This window comes from Actinoplanes sp. NPDC048791, assembly GCF_040650095.1.
Lineage (GTDB): Bacteria > Actinomycetota > Actinomycetes > Mycobacteriales > Micromonosporaceae > Actinoplanes.
Genome location: NZ_JBEZGQ010001513.1, coordinates 1 through 1,503, shown reverse-complemented (window position 1 = coordinate 1,503; position 1,503 = coordinate 1). Strand labels below are relative to the sequence as shown.

The window sequence follows — 1,503 nt, the reverse complement described above, 5'->3', positions numbered from 1 at the left end:
CGCCGTCTCTGTTCGGGGGCGCCGTCTCTGTTCGGGGGCGCCGTCTCTGTTCGGGGGCGCCGTCTCTGTTCGGGGGCGCCGTCAGGACAGGACTTCGTCCCATTCGCGGATCTCGTAGGAGCGGACCACGCCCTCCAGGACGAACGGGTCGCCGGCCACGAAGGCCTCTGCGGACTCGCGGGTCGGGAAGATGGCCATCGACCCCTGGTTCACGGGGTCGCCGAAGGTGCCGACCATGAGGATGTCGCCGCGGTCGTGGAACTGCCCGATCCGGCTCTGGTGCGCCGGGAAATGCAGCGGCGCCTTCTCCATGACGTCCTCGGCCGGGGTGTAGAACAGCACATACTTCACGACGCCAACTCCTTGCTCCGGGCTTACGTTCGTCTACGCTAACCGTAAGCTACGACTTACGGATCTCCCGCGCAAGCCCCTCTCCGCAAGCCCCTCTCCGCCCGCGATGCAGGTCACATCTCCACGGCCGTCGATGGGATTACGATGAGCCCAAGTGACACGTTCAGCGCGCTCCGGGGTCGGTGCAATTCCGAACCGGCGGTGACAGTCCGCGACCCGACCGCAGCCGGCGGCCGGTTGACCCGGTGAAACTCCGGGACCGACGGTGAAAGTCCGGATGGGAGGCGGCGCGCGGACGGTACGGCTATCCGCGTGCGCGGTCCTCCCCGGCGTGCACCTCTGTCCTCCGGAGGTGCAGACGGTGCACTGGCTCGATCAACTGCTCACCGCGTTCTACGACGCCAAGTGGCAGGTCACCGACACCCAGGCCATCTACTGGCGAGAGATAGTCGGCAACGCGTTCGGCCTCGGCTCAGCCCTGTTCGGCCTGCGCCGCAACTGGTGGGCCTGGCCGGTCGGCATCGTCGGCAACGTGCTGCTGTTCACGGTGTTCCTGGGCCAGGCGCTCGGCAACGACCAGGGCACGCCACTGTACGGCCAGGCGTCCCGGCAGGTCTTCTTCATCATCACGAGCGTGTACGGCTGGTGGCTCTGGCAGCAGAACAGGCACTCGGCGGGTGGGGCTGCGGTCGTACCGCATTGGGCTTCCGGCCGGCAGCGGGCTCTGTTCATCCCTGTTGCGTTGGTCGCGGTCGTGCTGTGCTTCTACGCCTTCCGGGCCGTCGGGGCTGGGTTTCCGGTGCCTTGGTGGTACTACCTGGCGGATTCGTGGATCTTCGTGGGGTCGATTCTGGCTACTTATGCGATGGCTCGCGGGTGGGTCGATTTCTGGCTTTGCTGGATTGCCGTGGACCTTGTCGGGGTGCCGGAGTTGCTGCATTTCGGGTACTATCCTTCGGCTATTCTCTACGCCGTTTATGCCGGGTTTGTGATTTGGGGGTTCTTGGTTTGGTTGCGTATTTCTCGGCGGGAGGAGCCTCCTCGGGTTGATTCTCCTGCTATGGAGACTGTGGGGTAAGCCGGTTTTCTTGCGGTGGACGGTTGGGGGCCGGGGTGACCAAGATCGGCTTGAGGAGCATTTATGCCGTTCTT

The 1,503-nt window shown here is 64.9% G+C and carries 2 protein-coding genes and 1 riboswitch; of the genes, one reads left to right on the top strand and one right to left on the bottom strand.

All coding sequences use genetic code 11. The features are described from left to right. Positions 1 to 81 precede the first annotated feature (81 nt). Positions 82 to 351: a YciI family protein gene (locus AB0C29_RS47990; RefSeq protein ID WP_360554827.1), complete on the bottom strand. Its 270-nt coding sequence runs from the start codon at positions 349 to 351 to the stop codon at positions 82 to 84. A gap of 164 nt (positions 352 to 515) precedes the next feature. Further along, a riboswitch (FMN riboswitch) is annotated at positions 516 to 644 on the top strand. A gap of 59 nt (positions 645 to 703) precedes the next feature. Between AB0C29_RS47990 and AB0C29_RS47985 the strand changes: the two genes are divergently transcribed. After that, positions 704 to 1,429 carry a nicotinamide mononucleotide transporter family protein gene (locus AB0C29_RS47985; RefSeq protein WP_360834996.1) on the top strand — a complete coding sequence of 242 codons (726 nt, stop codon included), beginning with the start codon at positions 704 to 706 and terminating at the stop codon, positions 1,427 to 1,429. The last annotated feature ends 74 nt before the right edge of the window (positions 1,430 to 1,503 follow it).